Here is a 13,229-nt window from a genome sequence, read left to right on the forward strand (position 1 = left end):
TCGCGAGCGGAGCGAAGCGACCCAGGGTGGCACCACGCTTCCTGACGTCCCGCTGCCCCGGGTCGCTCCGCTCGCGATGACGGGGCCGCGCATCAACCGGAACCTTGGGAAGCCCGACGCCACACTGTCCCGAGTGGGACGCGTCGATCGTGCAGGACACCATGCCGGAGGACACCAACACCGTCTTCGACGTCGCCGTGGTCGGGGCCGGGGCCGCGGGGCTCGCCGCCGCCCTGGCGATCGCGCGCGAGGGCACTCCCACGGCGCTGGTCGGGCGCCACGCCCCGGTGGCGGACGGGCGGACCGTCGCGCTCCTCGACGGGTCGGTACGCCTCTTGGAGGCGCTCGACGCCTGGGAGGCGGTGGCACCGCACGCGAGCCCGCTCTGCACGCTGCAGATCGTCGACGACACCGGCAGCCTGTTCCGGCCGCCGCCGGCGCGGTTCCGCGCCGCCGAGATCGGCCTCGACGCCTTCGGGTGGAACGTCGAGAGCGCCCGCTTGGTCGAGAGCCTGCGCGCCCGCGCCCGGGCGCAGGACAACCTCACCCTGGTCGAGGCGGACGCCGCCGGCGCCGTGCCCGGCGAGGCGGCGGCCCGCGTCGCGCTGGCGGACGGGCGTGCCGTCGAGGCCCGGCTCGTGGTGGGGGCCGACGGGGCCCGCTCGCCGCTGCGGGCCGCCAGCGGCGTCCGCGTGCGCGACTGGACCTACCCGCAGAGCGCCATCACCACGATCCTGGCCCACGCGCGCCCGCACCGCGACGTCTCCACCGAGTTCCACACCCGGTCGGGGCCCTTCACCCTGGTGCCGCTGCCCGGCGGCCACCGGTCCAGCCTCGTCTGGGTGACCGGGGAGGGGGCGGCCCGGCGGCTCGCCGCCCTCGACGACGCGGCGCTGGGGCAGGCGGTGGAGCGGCAGGCCCGGGCGATGCTCGGCGCCATGCGGGTCGACGGCCCCCGCGGCCTCGTGCCGATGCGCGGCCTCGCGGTGGCGACCCCCGTGGCCCCGCGGCTGGCGCTGATCGGGGAGGCGGCCCACGTCTTCCCGCCGATCGGCGCGCAGGGGCTCAATCTCGGCCTGCGCGACGCCGCGACCCTGCGCGACGCGGTGCTGGCCGCCGTCCGCGACCGACGCGATCCCGGCGCCCGCGCCGTGCTCGACGGCTACGCGCGGGCGCGCCGCGTCGACACGGCCGCGCGCACCGCCGCGGTCGATCTCCTCAATCGCAGCCTGCTCACCGACCTGCTGCCGGTCGACGCGCTGCGCGGTCTCGGCCTGCTGGCGATGACGCAGCTCGGACCGCTGCGGCGCCTGGTGATGCGGGAGGGCGTGCTGCCCCGGATCGGCGCGCCGGAGCTGATGCGCGCGGCGCGCTAGGACCGTTCCCGATCGTCTCGCGCCAGCGGCGCCCCCTTTCCCGCGCGGGAGAGGGGACCCGCGCCTCGTGCGGCACCGGCAGTGACAGGGAGCGGTCGGACGGCGCTTCCCGGAGGCGGCCTCAGTCCCGGCGCGAGCGCCCGGACGCCGCGACCTCGGCGCGCGCCGGAGGGGGCCTCAGAGATCCGGCTGGGCGGCGACGTAGGCGCCGAGCCGGGTCGCGAGATCGACCGGGCCGCCGCCTCGGGCCTCGCCCGAATCACCGATGAGGATCACCGGGATGCCGCGCTCGCGCAGCTGGCCGCGGAGGCGGGCCGCGCGGCGGGCGTAGGCGGGATTCCGGCGGGTGGGCGCCTGGAGCAGCACGGCCGCCGGACGGGCGATCACGGTCAGGACGTCGTCGGCCGCCTCCATCGAGGCGGTCACGCTCGCGTATCCGAGGCTGGCCAGCTCGCCCGAGAGGGACCGGTCCACGGCGCGGACGCCGTCGTCGACCACGAGCACTTGTTGCAGCGCACCCATAAGCTTGAGCGGTACTCCATCCCGGACGGCTTGGAAAGATAGCCGTCACGACAATCCGATGCAGAACCCGCGAAGAGGCGGATCGGATCCGTCGGTTCGTGTGCAGATGCGAGATTATCCGCGCCGCCTGAGTGCCGGATGAACCGGCGATCGTCCGCCGTTCAGGCGGAGGGGACGGTCGCGACGGTGGCGGCGATCGCCGCGACCGCCCCGTTCGCGCCCCCGTCCGCGCGCCCGTCCGCGCGGAGCGGGCGGAAGCCCGTGCTTCGCCACGCCAGGGGGTCCGTCGCCGGGATCGCGCCGCGGGTGAGCGGGGAGGCCGCGCAGGCCGCCCCCCGGCAGGCGAGGTCGCCGTCGGCGCCGGCGGCGAGGTCCAGGAGGTCGCGGGGCAGGAAGGCCTGCCCGGGCTCGGCCAGGGTCGCGGCGAGGTCGTCCGGGCCGGGGCGGGTCAGCACGAGCGCCTCACCCAGGACCAGCGAATCGAGGCGCTGCGGGCCCGCGGGCCCGGCGCCCCGCGGGGTCAGCCGGGCGGGCGCGCGGTGGACCACGTCGAGGACCCGGACGGTCCAGGGCAGCGGCAGGGCGGCGAGGGCCGATTCGACCCGCGCCGGGACCACCAGCCGGGTCGGAACCGGCCGCAGCAGGGCGGCGCGGAACCCGGTCTCGTCGAAGGGCAGAACGGTCTCTAGGCCGGCGCCGGCCGCCAGGGCGGTGCCCAGGCCGGTCACGAGGCCGCGCAGGTCGTGGCCGGGCAGGAGCGTCAGGACCCGCTCGTCCGCGGTCAGGGGCAGCGCGTCGAGATGGGCGGCGACCGCCGCCGCCAGCGCCGCGGCGGTGCGGTAGACCGGCCGGCCGGGATCGCCGCCCGCGAAGGTGACGAGGCCGCGGCCCGGCGCCGGCTCGACCACGCCCCGCTCCAGGGCCATCGCGTCGAGGCTGATCACGCCGTCCGGCACGCTCGGGCCGAAGGCCGCGAGGTAGCGCAGGGCGAAATGGCGCATGGCCGCGCGGGTGAGGTCCTCGGCGGGCCGGCGCGCGCCGCGGCGGCCCTCCGTCAGCACAGCGACGAGGCCCGCGGCCTCGATCCCGGCGGAGAGCTCCGCCCCGTCCCAGAGGGCGGGCATCGCGCAGGGCAGGTGGCCGGCCGCCTCGACGGCGAGGTGGGCGAGGGCCGATTCGGCACCGCCCGAATACCACAGCCCGATCCGGCTGCCGGCCGGGAGCCGCCACGCGGCGATCCCGCGGGCGAGCCGCCCGACGATCTCGGCGGCGGCCGCGTAGGTCCAGGTGATGGACGGGCGCCCGCACCACGCGACCCGGTCCCCCGAATCACGCAAGAGGGTGCGCTGCGGGCCCGCCAGGGCGGCGGCGAACAGGCGGGTCGCGAGACCGTCGGACAGGCGTCCGGACAGGACTCCGGACAGGCCGTCGGGCGCGTCCTCGGATCGCGCGGACGCGTCCGGTGCGGCGTCTTCCGCCCACTCCGCCACCGCCAACGCGCTCAAACCCGCCGCCCCCGCCGATCCTGCAGAACGCCTATCATCTCGGCCCGACAGGGTTAACCGACCGCTAAGAGCGGCCGAGCCGCTGGACGCCGCCGATCGCTGCCGGAGGGCGTCCGGAAGGCCTTCGGCGGCGTCCGGCGGCGCGGCCCGATCACGCGCTCGTGCCTCGCGGCCGCGCAACGTCGCGCTTGCGGCCGGGCGGATGGGAGCCTATCGGGGGCCGGGCGCGGTCGGGACGGTTCCGACAGCTTCCCCGGCCGCGGTGTCATGCCTTCGCCTCATTCGAGGGGAAAGGCAGGCCGCCCGGTCGCCGGGGAGAGGGATGCGCGCAGACGGCGCCCGTCCCGCCCGATGGCCGGACCGATTCATCCGGAGTTCCGGGCGGCGCGCCAACGCGGCGGGCAGCCGGACGCTCCGGCGGACCTGCCGCCAGGCCGGCTCCGCATCCTGCCAGCCACACCACGTCTCTTCCAAGGGGTCAGAGCCGATGTCCTTCACCCGCACCGCGACGCTCGCCCGCGCCGCCCTCCTCGGCCTCGCGGGCCTCGGTCTCGCGGCCGCGCCGGCCCTGGCGCAGCCGAAGAAGCCCGCCGCGCCCGCGCCGGCCGCCCCGGCGCCGACCGCCCCGGGCACCCCCGCGGCCAACACCCCGGCCGCCCAGACGGGCCCGCAGATCGTCGCGGTGAAGTCCGAGCCGAGCCAGGCCGACTGGACCAAGGTCTGCGGCAAGGACCAGGGTTCGGGCACCGACATCTGCTACACGACCCGCGACTTCGTGTCCGACCAGGGCCAGCCGGTGCTGGCCGTGGCGGTCTACGAGATGAAGAACGCCGCCCAGAAGCAGGAGGTGCGCGTGGTGCGCTACCTGCTGCCGCTCGGCCTGCTGCTGCAGCCGGGCATCCGCTTCAGCGTCGACGGCCAAGCGGCGACCGCCGGCCGCTTCGCGGTCTGCTTCCCGAACGGCTGCTTCGCCGAGGCCGGCGGCGTCGATGCCGGCGTGATCGCCGCGATGAAGAAGGGCACGACCCTGAACGTCTCGGTTCAGAACCAGACCCAGCGCGAGGTCACCTTCGCGGTGCCGCTGGCCGGCTTCGGCAAGGCCTTCGACGGCCCGGCCATCGACCCGAAGGTCCTCGAGGAACAGCAGAAGAAGCTCCAGGCGGAGCTGGAGAAGCGCTCCGAGGACATGCGCAAGAAGCTCGAGCAGCAGCAGGGCGCCGCCCCGGCCGCCGGCGCGGCTCCGGCGCCGGCCCCGGCCGCCAAGTAAGCGCCATCGACCCGCCGCGCGGCGGGTCCGTACCGGGGGCCGGGCCGCGAGGTCCGGCCCTTCGCGTTCGAGCCGCCCGGCGACGGGACCTAACGCGTCCCCGGGGTCGCCGAAGCCGGCTGGACGATCAGCACGCGCAGGTCCTGGTCGGGCACGTAGTCCCGGGCCTCCCAGCGGAACGTGGTCGGCCCGGTCTTCCGGATGTCCGTGCGGCAGAAGCTGACGACCGCCTCCGGGCTGCCCTTGTCGACCGTCAGGGTGAAGCGCCCGATCGGCGCGGCCCAGTTGCGCGCCGTGGTGACGATGTAGGGCACCACGGTCGCCCGCAGGGTGCCGCCGGGATCCGGCGCCTTCGCGTGCAGGCGCCGGATCGCCGCGAGCCCCGCCTCGTCCAGGCAGTAGGTCGCCCGGTAGGCCGCCCGGGATGCCGCCTTCGGGTCGAGCAGGTGGAAACCGGTCACCGGCGCGTAGCTGTGCGCGATGCGGACCTCCTGCCCGGGCGGGAAGGTCTGGAGCCAGTGGAACTTGGCCTCGCCGCGCCACAGCCCCTCGGTCATCCGGTCCGGCGTGTCGGGGACGTCGGGGAAGAGCCCGGCCTTGACCAGCGCGGCCCATTCGGGCGCGCCGATCCGCTTGGCCGCCGCGCTGATCGCCTCGAAGCGCAGCGGGTTCAGCGGCAGGCCATGACGGCGCAGCAGGTCCGTCACCTCGCGCTCGCCCACGAAGGCGCGCTCCTCCAGCTCGGGCTCGAGGGGCTTGCCGTCCACCGTGACGGTGAAGCCGACGAAGTTCGGGCTGTCGGGCCGGGGCAGCGCCAGGGCCGAGAAGCTGAGTTCCCGCCCGTCGATCGGCGGCAGCGGGAAGGCGATCCGGACCGTGCGCGCCTCCTGAACCTGATTGCGGAACAGGTAGGACACGTCGATCCGGTCGCGGGCGATCGACAGGTCCTCGCTCACCAGCGCGATCCCGGGCTCGCGCCGCAGGACGAGGCCGCCGGCATCGAGTTCGGCCGCGCTGTCGTTGGCGCGCGCCGTGCCCGTGAGCAGGCCAGCGAGCAGGCCAGCGCGCAGGAACGCGGCGGCGAAGCGCGGTTTGGCGACTATCGGGCGGGCTCGTCCGACGGCACGGGCCGTCGCGGCAGACGAGCGCCCGCCGCTTGCCAGGACCTTCACGGACCGGGCGCCTCAGTTCGTGGCGCGGTCGCGCATCCGGTACGCGCCGGCGGCGTCGCGCTCGAACATCTCGGCGATGCCGGCGTGGCGCAGGGCCTCGCCCGACGTGTCGGGCAGGAGGTTCTGTTCCGACACGTAGGCCACGTACTCGGTCTCGGCGTTCTCGGCGAGCAGGTGGTAGAACGGCTGGTCCTTGCGCGGCCGGACCTCCTCGGGGATCGACAGCCACCATTCCTCGGTGTTGTCGAACACCGGGTCGACGTCGAACACGACGCCCCGGAACGGGTAGATCCGGTGGCGCACCACGGCGCCGATCGCGAATTTCGCGGTTCTCAGTGTTACGTCCGACATGGTTCAACCCGTCCAGATCGGACAGATAGGTCCGATGACGGATCGTGTCACCCGGTCGCCGCGGAAGTCGGCGTTTCCGCGGCGCGGGCCAAGCGGTCCCGGACGGCGATCGCCTCCGGCAGCGGCCGCCACGGGACGGTCATCTCGGCGATGCGCCCGGCCGCGTCGAGACGCCGCTCATCCATCCCGTCGAGCCGGTGCGGGCCGGCCGCCGCGCCGAAGAAGGCGGCGGCGTGCGCGGGGCCTTCCAGGATCGCGCGGCTCTCGAAGGCGTCGACCACCGGCCGGATCGCCGCCGTCCCGCGCACGGGCTCGGCGGCGAGCGGGGTGTTGAGCACGCCCCCCTCGGCCATCTGCGCCAGCATGGCGTCCCGGTCCTTCGCCGCCAGGGCGGCCGCGAAGGCGCGAACGCGGGTCAGGTCCATCGGAGGTCTCCTACGGGATCCGGATGCCGAGCTCGGTCGCGATCGCCCGGGCGGTGGCCTCGCGCCGGGCCGTGATGTCGGCCGCCGCCGCCCGCACCCGCGCCACGGTGTCCGGGGAGGCCGTGTGGGGCGTGCCGCTGTCGAAAGGGGGCTCGGGGGCGTACTGGATCCCGAGCTGGATGGTCCGGGCGGCCTCCTCGCCGCGCAGCGCGGCGGCGAGCTGCAGCGCCCCGTCGATGCCCGCGGTGACGCCGGCCGCGAACACCCAGGTGCGCCCGTCCGCGTCGCGGTCGATCACCACGCGCGCGTCCACCGGCTCGGCGCCGAAGAACGGCAGCAGGTGCACGGCGTTCCAGTAGGTCGTGGCCCGCCGCCCGACCAGCAGGCCGGCCGCGCCGAGGATCAGGGCGCCGGTGCAGACCGAGAGGACGTGGCCGGCCCCGGCCGCCTGGTCGCGGATCCAGCCGAGCACGGCCGGGTCCCGCATCAGGGCCTCCTGGCCCGTGCCGCCCGGGACGTGCAGCACGTCGAGCCGCGGGGCTTCCGCGAGCGTGGCATCCGGCAGCATCCGGAGGCCGCGGACGTCGCGGACGGGCTCCGGGCCCGGCGCGTAGACCCGGTAGGTGCTGTTGGGCACCCGGGACAGGACCTCGAACGGGCCGGTGAGGTCGATCTGGTCCAGCCCCTCGAACAGGAGCGAGCCGATCTGCAGGTGGGTGTCGGGCGGGATCATGCCGGGCCTCCGTGGTGGACAGGGTGATCCTAGCGCGTCAGGATCTGGCCGAAATGCCAAAGAGCCCTCGTTTCTCGCCAGATCCGCCGCGCCCGGTCGAGGTGCTGGCCTTCCCGTCGGTGCAGCTCCTCGACGTGGCCGGGCCGCTCCAGGTCTTCGCCACCGCCAACGAGCACGGCGGCGCCGGGATGCCCTACGCGCCGCGGGTGATCGCGGCCGGCGACCCGGGGCTCACCGCCTCGGCGGGCCTGCGGCTGGTCGCCGACCCATTGCCGGATCCCGACGCGCCGGTGGACACGCTGGTGATCGCGGGCGGCCCCGGCGTCGTCGCGGCCTGCGACGACGCCGCTCTGGTGGCCTGGGTGCGGGCCCGGGCGGGCCGGGCCCGCCGGGTCGCGTCGGTCTGCACCGGCGCGTTCCTGCTCGGGGCGGCGGGGCTCCTCGACGGGCGGCGGGCCGTGACCCACTGGAAGCATTGCGGGGCGCTCGCCGCCCGCTACCGGCGCGCCCGGATCGAGCCCGACCCGATCTTCGTGCGCGACGGCCCGGTCTGGTCCTCGGCGGGGGTGACGGCGGGGATCGACCTGGCCCTGGCGCTGGTCGAGGAGGATCTCGGCCGCGCGACCGCGCTGACGGTGGCGCGCCACCTCGTGATGTTCCTCAAGCGCCCCGGCGGGCAGGCGCAGTTCAGCGCGGCGCTGGCGCTGCAGGCGGGCGAGGAGCGGTTCGGGCGGCTCCACGCCTACATCGCCGACAACCTGTCCGGCGACCTGTCGCTGCCGGCGCTCGCCGCGGCGGCCGGGATGAGCGCGCGCAGCCTGAGCCGGCACTATCGCGAGGCGACCGGTCTGACCCCGGCCAGGGCCGTGGAGCGCCTGCGGGTGGAGGCGGCGCGGCGCGCGCTGGCCGAGACGGCGCAACCGGTCAAGCGCGTCGCCCGGACCTGCGGCTTCGGCTCCGAGGAGACGATGCGGCGCAGCTTCCTGCGGCACGTCGCGGCGACACCGCAGGAGTACCGGGCGCGGTTCAGCGGGTGATCACACGGTCTCGCGGCGTTCAAGAGCCGCCAGGATGGTCTCGCGCACGCCTTCAAGATGTTTGTGGATGTCCGCATTCGGGATGCGGAGGAGGGCGAAGCCGAGCGACTCAAGGATTTCGGTCCGCGCGGCATCCCGAGCGATCTCGGCGGCCGTCGAATGCGTCGCCCCGTCCACCTCGACGATGAGTCCGGCCTCGATGCAGGCGAAGTCGATGATGAATCGGTCGATCGGGTGCTGTCGGCGAAACTTCCAGCCGTTCAGGGCGCGGTTTCGCAGGACGCGCCAGAGCTTGGCTTCGGCCGAGGTTTGAGTGCGGCGCAGGTTGCGGGCCTGCGGGATTGACTTATTCACCGCCCGGCTCCGGCAGTTCGGCCGCTCATTCAGCGAATGATTTGGCCGTTCCGCTTGCGTGGGCCTGTCTCGACGAACCTGTCGGATCGGACGTCGACGCTGGCGGCAAAGCGCGACGCGCCCCCTCTCCCGTGCGGGAGAGGGTTGGGGTGAGGGTCGAGAAAGTCCAGGATAGGGCACGCCGTCGACGCGCGTGTAGGCACACGCCTTCTTCGGACAGACTTGATCCCTCACCCTGTCCCTCTCCCGCACGGGAGAGGGGACCCGCGCTTCATCCTGCCGCTGCTGTGCCGCACACGATGCGCCAATCGAGTAGTCCGCACGGGAAAGGCGTATCGCGGGCTCGGTAACCCTCACCCCAGCTTGTACACTGCCGCCAGCTCCGGGTCCTTCGCGGCCACGAGCTTCGCCAGGTCCACGATGACCTTGGCCTGCTTCCAGGTGGCGTCGTCCTGCATCTTGCCGTCGAGCATCACGGCGCCGGTGCCGTCCGGCATGGCCTCGACGATCCGGGCCGCGAAGGCGACCTCGGCCGGGTCCGGCGCGAAGACCCGCTTGGCGATCGCCACCTGGCTCGGGTGCAGCGTCCAGGCGCCGGCGCAGCCCATCAGGAAGGCGTTGCGGAACTGCGCCTCGCAGGCGTCGCCGTCGGAGAAGTCGCCGAACGGGCCGTAGAAGGCCTTGATGCCGTTGGCCATGCAGGCGTCCACCATCCTGGCGATGGTGTAGTGCCAGAGGTCCTGCTGGGCGGTGGCGCGGGGGGCATCGCCGGAGGGATCGCTGAGCACCCGGTAATCCGGGTGGCCGCCGCCGACCCGGGTGGTCTTCATGCCGCGCGACGCCGCGAGGTCCGCCGGCCCGAGGCTCATGCCGTGCATCCGCGGCGAGGCCGACGCGATCGCGTCGACGTTGGCGACGCCCTCGGCGGTCTCCAGGATCGCGTGGACCAGGATCGGCTTCGTCACCCCGTGGCGCGCCTCGAGCTGGGCGAGCAGCTGGTCGATGTAGTGGATGTCCCACGGTCCCTCGACCTTGGGCACCATCACGACGTCGAGCTTGTCGCCGACCTCGGCCACGATCGTGAACAGGTCGTCCAAGATCCAGGGCGAGTTGAGGGCGTTGATCCGGGTCCAGAGGCCGGTGCCGGTGGCGGCGAAATCGGTGGCCTGGGCCATGGCGACGAAGCCCTTGCGGGCCGCCTCCTTCTGGTCGGCCGGGACCGCGTCCTCGAGGTTGCCCAGCACCACGTCGACGGTCCCGGCGAGCTCCGGCACGCGGGCCCGGACCTTGTCGTTGTGGGGCGGCACGAAGTGGATCATCCGCTCCAGCCGCACCGGCAGTTCGCGGAACGGGGCCGGCGCGCCGGTGGCGAGGGGCTGGAAGAAGCGGCGGGGCAGTTTCATCGGGTGCCTCTTGTCAGGGCTGGCGTCTGAGCCCCGTTAAGGCAGCTTGGGCGGGCGCGTAAAGCCGCGCCGCGCGGAAGTGATCTCGGACTTTCGTGACGCTCGGGCTTCCGGCCCGGCGCGCCGCAGGGCCCGCGGAGCCTCAGCCCCGGCCGCCCCGGCGCCCGGCGAGGCCGATCCGGTTGAGGATGCCGCCGCCGTCGCCGCTGCCGGCCACCACCACGAGGCGCCGGACCTCGCCCCGCAGGAAGGCCTGCAGGAAGCGGTTGTAGTCGCGGAACGAGACGCAGCCGTTCGAGGCGCCGGGCTGCCGCAGCATGTAGGTGTGGGCCAGCAGGCCGTCGCGGCCGTGGATCGCGGCGCTGCCGCCCACCGGGTTGAGCCGGATCGCCCGGACCCCGTGGAACAGGCGCTCGCGCTCGGTCAGCGTGTAGGTGCCGGGCGGGGTCGAGCCGCGCATGCGCAGGTGGACGTAGCGCGGGTTGTCCATGTGCTCGCCGAGGCCGGAATGGGCCTCCAGCACCTCGCCGGAGGGCAGCGTCACCGTGCGGGCGGTGATGTCGTAGACGGCCGTTCCGGCCACCGAATCGGGCTCCGGGCTGATCCGGGTGCGCGGCGCCTCCTGCGGCAGGGCGTCCGGGCTGGCATAGGCCAGCGCCTGACGGGGCTCCTGGCGGCTGTCCTGGCGGTTGTCCTGGCGGTTGTCCTGAGACGGCGCCGCGGCGCCGACGCCGAACAGCTTCTCGAAGAAGGACGGCTCCTCGGCCATCGCGGCGCGGAACACGTCGCGGGTCCGGGGCAGGGCGCGGCTCGCCACCCGCGCGGGCGGCGCCGGTGCGCGCCGCAGCTCGGGCGGGCGGGCCACCGGCAGCGGCACGAGGGCGGGAACGGGGGCGGGTGCGAGGGCGGCGGGCGTGGGCTCGGCCGCGGCCATCCGGACCGGCGCCCCCGTCCCCTTCTCGCCGGTCCTCTCGCCGGTCCTGTCCGCGACTCTCTCGGCGACTTTCTCTGCAGCTTTGGCCTGGGCCATCCGGACCTGGGCGGCCCGCGCCCGCTCCGCCTGCGCGACCTGCCGGGCGATCTCCCGGACCGCCGGGGACGGGGCGGCGGCGGCGACCTGGAAGCCGGCGACCGGCGGGGTTTCGCCCCCGAAGGCCGTGGCGGTGCCGGCGCCCAGCGCCGGGCTCCGGTCGAGCATCCAGGCGAGGCTCGGCCGCGGCGCCGCCGCGGCCTGCGGGACCGGGACGGCGGCCGGCCCGGCCGCCGCGACGGACTCCGCCTCGGGGCGGGCCGGCCCCTGCGGGTGGCTGAACACGGCCCAGCCGGCGAGGCTCACGCCGGTGAGAGCGATGAGCGTCGTCAGCCGGGCGCGGCGACGGGCGCGCCGCATGGCGCTCGGGTAGGGCGCCCGGGTGCGGACGACCGGGTCGTAGGCGGTCTCGACGTAGCTGGGGCGCGGGGGCGCCGGTCGCCGGGATTCCGCGCTCAGATACGCGGTCTGGAACGCGGCGAGGGACAACGCAGCCTGGGCCATTCGGGAACTCGCGTACGCGCTTCCCCTGGGCAGCCGCCGCCGTTCGCCCGCGAGAGCCGTTCTCACGCACGTGGCCCGGGTCACCCGTCTGGGGAGGACATCAACCGTCCACCCCATTAAGCCGTGCTGTGGTTAATCCCCGCTAAAGAGACAGTTTCCGCGGGCGTTCCCGTGTTGGGACACAGCCTCAGGTGGCCCGATTCGGCGCGTCCCCGGCCGCGTCGGCCGCCGGCTCCATCGGCCCGTGCCGGCGCGCGACCAGCAGGCAGAGCAGGGCCACCGGCACGCCGATGAGGGACGTGCCGACGAAGAACCACGCGAACCCGGTCCACTCGATCACGAAGCCCGAGAACCCCGCGAGCAGGCTGCCGGGCAGGGCGCAGAGCGAGGTCAGCAGGGCGTACTGGCTCGCCGCGTGGGCGGTGGCCGAGAGCCGCGACATGTAGGTGATCAGCACGATCGACGCGAAGGCGTAGGCGAAGCCGTCGATCCCGACGGTCAGCGCGAAGGTCCAGAACGCCGCGCCGCCGTGGCCGCCGTGCCAGGCGAGGTAGGCCAGCGCGAGGTGGGAGGCCGAGGCCGTCACGGTGCCGATGAGCAGGCTCGCCATCATGCCGATCCGCGGGATGATGGCGCTCGCCAGGAAGGTGCCCCCGAGCGCGATCCAGAAGCCGAACAGCTTCGTCACCGTCGCGATGTCGGTGTTGGTGTAGCCGAGCGTCTTGAACAGCGGGATCGCCATGGCGTTCGAGACGTAGCCGGGCATCCGGAAGCCCGCGACCAGCGCCAGCACCGGCAGGGCGAGCGGCCCGAGCCGGGCGAGGAGATCGCGGATCGGCGCCCAGACGGTCTCGACGAAGCCGCCGGTGGCGGGGGTCTCGGGGACGGGGGGTTCGGGCGCCAGCAGGGCCGCGACCGTGCCGGGCGCCATGAGCGCGGCCATGCACAGGTAGGCCACGCGCCAGCCATACGCGTCGGACAGGTAGAGCGCGCCGGCGCCGGCCGCGAGGTTGCCGATCCGGAAGCCGATCTCGGCCCAGGACGACATCAGCGCCTGCTGCTCGGGCGGCGCGGCGGTGATGCGCCAGCCGTCGATCACCACGTCCTGGGTGGCGCCCGCGACGCCGAGCGCCAGGGAGAACGCCACCGTCCAGGCGAGCCAGTGGGCCGGGTCGCCGAAGGCGACGCCCGCCAGCGCCAGGGCGACGAGGATCTGCGTGGCGACGATCCAGCCGCGGCGCCGCCCGAGCCAGCGGCCGATGAGCGGCGCGTCGTGGCGGTCGAGGAAGGGGGCCCAGAGGAACTTGAGCTTGTAGGCAATGGTGAGCTCGCTCATCAGCCCGATCGTGGCGAGCGGCACCTTCGCCTGGACGAGCCACGCCGACTGCGTCGCGTAGACGAGCAGGAACGGGATACCCTGCGCGAAGCCGAGCCCCAGCACCGCGGCGACGCGCCGGTCGGTGAACAGGGGCGTGAGGAAGGCGCCCGGCGCGGCCTTCACCGGCTCGGGCGCGCCGGTGATCGGCGCCGGGTCTGCCATCCACGCGTCT

At 74.7% G+C, this 13,229-nt stretch carries 13 protein-coding genes; 3 read left to right on the plus strand and 10 right to left on the minus strand.

The features are described from left to right. Nucleotides 1–161 precede the first annotated feature (161 nt). Nucleotides 162–1,376, plus strand: coding sequence for a UbiH/UbiF family hydroxylase (locus ACX9MN_RS16700; protein ID WP_489725232.1), 1,215 nt, complete (start codon nucleotides 162–164; stop codon nucleotides 1,374–1,376). A gap of 177 nt (nucleotides 1,377–1,553) precedes the next feature. Here ACX9MN_RS16700 and ACX9MN_RS16705 read toward each other — a convergent pair whose 3' ends face one another. Together ACX9MN_RS16705 and ACX9MN_RS16710 are read right to left on the minus strand one after the other, a co-directional pair. Then, nucleotides 1,554–1,898: a hypothetical protein gene (locus tag ACX9MN_RS16705; RefSeq protein ID WP_020093275.1), complete on the minus strand. Its 345-nt coding sequence runs from the start codon at nucleotides 1,896–1,898 to the stop codon at nucleotides 1,554–1,556. Between the two features lie 161 nt (nucleotides 1,899–2,059). Continuing rightward, nucleotides 2,060–3,403, minus strand: coding sequence for an AMP-binding protein (locus ACX9MN_RS16710; protein WP_489724959.1), 1,344 nt, complete (start codon nucleotides 3,401–3,403; stop codon nucleotides 2,060–2,062). Between the two features lie 487 nt (nucleotides 3,404–3,890). On the opposite strand from ACX9MN_RS16710, the gene ACX9MN_RS16715 reads away from it, so the two are divergent. Beyond that, nucleotides 3,891–4,670 (plus strand): invasion associated locus B family protein, encoded by a 780-nt coding sequence (locus ACX9MN_RS16715; RefSeq protein ID WP_020093277.1) that lies wholly within the window; start codon nucleotides 3,891–3,893, stop codon nucleotides 4,668–4,670. 89 nt (nucleotides 4,671–4,759) lie between these two features. Here ACX9MN_RS16715 and ACX9MN_RS16720 read toward each other — a convergent pair whose 3' ends face one another. The 4 genes from ACX9MN_RS16720 to ACX9MN_RS16735 are packed head-to-tail and all read right to left on the minus strand — an operon-like array spanning nucleotide 4,760 to nucleotide 7,351. After that, nucleotides 4,760–5,842, minus strand: a complete 1,083-nt coding sequence (locus ACX9MN_RS16720; RefSeq protein WP_489724960.1) for a DUF4424 domain-containing protein — start codon at nucleotides 5,840–5,842, stop codon at nucleotides 4,760–4,762. Between the two features lie 12 nt (nucleotides 5,843–5,854). Further along, nucleotides 5,855–6,193 (minus strand): heat shock protein HspQ, encoded by a 339-nt coding sequence (gene hspQ, locus ACX9MN_RS16725; protein ID WP_012318638.1) that lies wholly within the window; start codon nucleotides 6,191–6,193, stop codon nucleotides 5,855–5,857. 47 nt (nucleotides 6,194–6,240) lie between these two features. Next, nucleotides 6,241–6,618, minus strand: a complete 378-nt coding sequence (locus ACX9MN_RS16730) for a hypothetical protein (RefSeq protein WP_489724961.1) — start codon at nucleotides 6,616–6,618, stop codon at nucleotides 6,241–6,243. Nucleotides 6,619–6,628: 10 nt separating this feature from the next. Beyond that, entirely contained in the window at nucleotides 6,629–7,351 is a 723-nt protein-coding gene (locus ACX9MN_RS16735; RefSeq protein ID WP_020093280.1) for a DJ-1/PfpI family protein, read from the minus strand. A gap of 53 nt (nucleotides 7,352–7,404) precedes the next feature. Between ACX9MN_RS16735 and ACX9MN_RS16740 the strand changes: the two genes are divergently transcribed. Next, nucleotides 7,405–8,388, plus strand: coding sequence for a GlxA family transcriptional regulator (locus tag ACX9MN_RS16740; protein WP_489724962.1), 984 nt, complete (start codon nucleotides 7,405–7,407; stop codon nucleotides 8,386–8,388). Here ACX9MN_RS16740 and ACX9MN_RS16745 read toward each other — a convergent pair whose 3' ends face one another. From ACX9MN_RS16745 to ACX9MN_RS16760, 4 genes are all read right to left on the minus strand, one after another. After that, nucleotides 8,389–8,976 (minus strand): endonuclease domain-containing protein, encoded by a 588-nt coding sequence (locus tag ACX9MN_RS16745; protein ID WP_489724963.1) that lies wholly within the window; start codon nucleotides 8,974–8,976, stop codon nucleotides 8,389–8,391. A 119-nt stretch (nucleotides 8,977–9,095) separates the two neighbouring features. Beyond that, nucleotides 9,096–10,145, minus strand: coding sequence for an HpcH/HpaI aldolase/citrate lyase family protein (locus ACX9MN_RS16750; RefSeq protein WP_091978291.1), 1,050 nt, complete (start codon nucleotides 10,143–10,145; stop codon nucleotides 9,096–9,098). A 142-nt stretch (nucleotides 10,146–10,287) separates the two neighbouring features. Further along, entirely contained in the window at nucleotides 10,288–11,679 is a 1,392-nt protein-coding gene (locus ACX9MN_RS16755; RefSeq protein ID WP_489724964.1) for a DUF2778 domain-containing protein, read from the minus strand. Nucleotides 11,680–11,866: 187 nt separating this feature from the next. Next, nucleotides 11,867–13,219, minus strand: coding sequence for an AmpG family muropeptide MFS transporter (locus tag ACX9MN_RS16760; protein ID WP_020093285.1), 1,353 nt, complete (start codon nucleotides 13,217–13,219; stop codon nucleotides 11,867–11,869). Nucleotides 13,220–13,229 lie beyond the last annotated feature (10 nt).

It is taken from the genome of Methylobacterium sp. 1A (genome assembly GCF_058072805.1).